This is a genomic window from Bradyrhizobium sp. LeoB3 (genome assembly GCF_055456055.1).
The window spans coordinates 1-1,505 of record NZ_JBVBEF010000284.1 but is presented as its reverse complement, the minus strand read 5'-3'; the positions used below and the strand labels follow the sequence as shown (position 1 = coordinate 1,505).

The 1,505-nt window shown below is 55.1% G+C and carries 2 protein-coding genes; one reads left to right on the top strand and one right to left on the bottom strand.

What is annotated here, in order from left to right:
• The first annotated feature begins 123 nt into the window (after positions 1-123).
• A complete protein-coding gene (locus ACZXDY_RS45865; protein ID WP_464350006.1) occupies positions 124-1,008 on the top strand; it encodes a hypothetical protein in 885 nt (294 codons plus the stop codon).
• A gap of 317 nt (positions 1,009-1,325) precedes the next feature.
• Here the strand turns inward: ACZXDY_RS45865 and ACZXDY_RS45860 are convergent.
• Positions 1,326-1,505 (bottom strand): hypothetical protein (locus tag ACZXDY_RS45860; protein WP_464350005.1); only part of this gene is annotated, 180 nt, incomplete at its 5' end.

Genomic DNA, 1,505 nt, shown 5'->3' with positions numbered 1-1,505 from the left:
GCACGAGGGCTCTCCATGCGCTCAGGTTCCATATGGACAAAATTAATCGGGATGTCTCGAAAAAGAGGCTTGATTTTCTTATCTTCGCGGTCCGCGGCAATTGGGTTTAGTGAGTAAGACGCGATGACTGATCAACACGCTTTAAGTCGGTTGCATCAACGAGGTAGTGTCTCAGCGGTCAAAATTGGGAAGCCGTTTCCATCCATTGTTCTGGCCGCATGCATTGCAGCGTTGTCGTCGATTGGGATGACAACCGCGCAGGCGAAACAACAATGCAGTGTCGCAGTGCCATCAGATACGCACGGGCAATGGTGGTCCTATCGTCTCATCGATGGACGAAAATGCTGGTACGAAGGCAAGCCCGGGCTTTCGAAATCATTGCTGGAGTGGCCTAAGGAAACATCCGAACAACCGGGCTCCAGCAGAGAAGTTACAGGCGACGTCACAGTGAATCCTGGAAATCCGTTAGATTCACAAGCGTGGGCACCGGAAGGCTCTGACACTTTAGGCCGCTTTGGTGATTGGACTATCACCAAAAAGGACTCCGTGATCACGGTGATCACGCTTCACTCCGACACGGGGAATCTTGCCGTCAGGTGTTCCGACGCCACAATCACGTACATGGCCTTTATAAGAGTTTCTGATCCCCGCTCGACTACTGGGCGCCCTGAAGCCGAACCTCCCCCCTATTTTAGTTTTACAGCATGGGCGGATTCAAACGAGCCGGCGGATTTCACCTTTTTGGTGCCTTACGCAAGCGATGCGTACGCAACCGGAATAGTGCTGTTAAATCCTAAATTCGCTGATCAGAATACGAAATTTTGGGCCATCTTGAAATCGGCGAGATCCCGGTTCTCGTATAACACCAGCACAGGAACTATCTCAGTGGACGCAGTAGATTTGTCGCCTGCTATTGCGCGCTTCGAAGAGGAGTGTTTTAAAATTTTTAAGGCTAATGCTCACCAGCGCCTGGACGAGCCAATTCCCCTTGACTGGCTGCGTCGTTAAGCTGGCCGCGCAGTTCGTGCTGATGATCCCCAGCATGGGGTGGGGCTTCGACGGTAGGCACCTTTCACAGTAGCCGGCTCGTCACAGGGACGCTCGATACCCGGCAACAGCACGCATCGATGTTTTTTTCAATTACCACGCGGGCGTGCACAAAGAAACGGCCCCAGCATCGGGGGCAGAGCGCTGGGACCGTTTCCTCTCAGGACGTGACAGGCGACTGTCACACGAGTGTCCATTATGGAAGCCCTAGGGATTCCATACAGACGGCACCCACCACGTGCGGCCGCACGCCCGCCTCGCTGATTCTTTTCAGAACCTCAGTCGTACTTGCGGCGGCGCTTCATCAGCCAATAGACGCCATAGCCGATGGCGATGATCGGAAGACCCGCGCCAGCAATTGGCCCGGGGGCTCCGCTGACGCGGTGACCGGGCGGGTCTCGACCGGGGGCGTTCTCGCAATTCCCGCCGCCGTTGCAGGCATTCGCAGGTGGGGCAAT

Excerpts from the sequence above, each read along its gene's own strand:
- ACZXDY_RS45865 (WP_464350006.1), top strand. The coding sequence starts at position 124 with ATGACTGATCAACACGCTTTAAGTCGGTTGCATCAACGAGGTAGTGTC.